Origin of the sequence: Paraburkholderia sp. NMBU_R16 (assembly GCF_013282575.1) — a bacterium.
GTDB lineage: Bacteria > Pseudomonadota > Gammaproteobacteria > Burkholderiales > Burkholderiaceae > Trinickia.
In genome coordinates, this window is the sequence record NZ_JAAAYE010000328.1 from 1 (window position 1) to 369 (window position 369).

Sequence of the window (369 nt, forward strand, 5' to 3'; positions counted from 1 at the left end):
GAGCGCCGCGGGCGTGATCCACAGCGTCAGGCTCCCCCGGCTGCGCAGCCCCGCTTCATACTCGGGCCAGTTCGTCACCCGATGGGCCATCTTCGGGATGTCATGCCGGCGCGCGGCGTTGTGCTTGCGGGGCATGCATGGGCTTCCAGCAGGACGGACTGCGATTTTATTACTCCTGCCTTTCGTTTGCCTATCCGTGCACCAACGCCAACGCCTACCCGACACCTTGTCGCCGCGCAAGTGACCCTCGTGAGAAACAAAATTCGTGCGTGTTGTTTCAGGCCGGGGCGGTTTCGCGCTCAAGCCGGAAACCGAGTGACTTGGCGCGCCGTTTCAGGGCGGCAAGGCTGCGCTGCTGTTGCTGCTCCT

General features: G+C 63.7%; 1 pseudogene. It reads right to left on the reverse strand.

Annotated elements, in window-relative coordinates:
- Positions 1–135 (reverse strand): annotated as a pseudogene (locus GWC77_RS28440) (IS5/IS1182 family transposase); the annotation flags it as partial.
- Between the last annotated feature and the right edge of the window lie 234 nt (positions 136–369).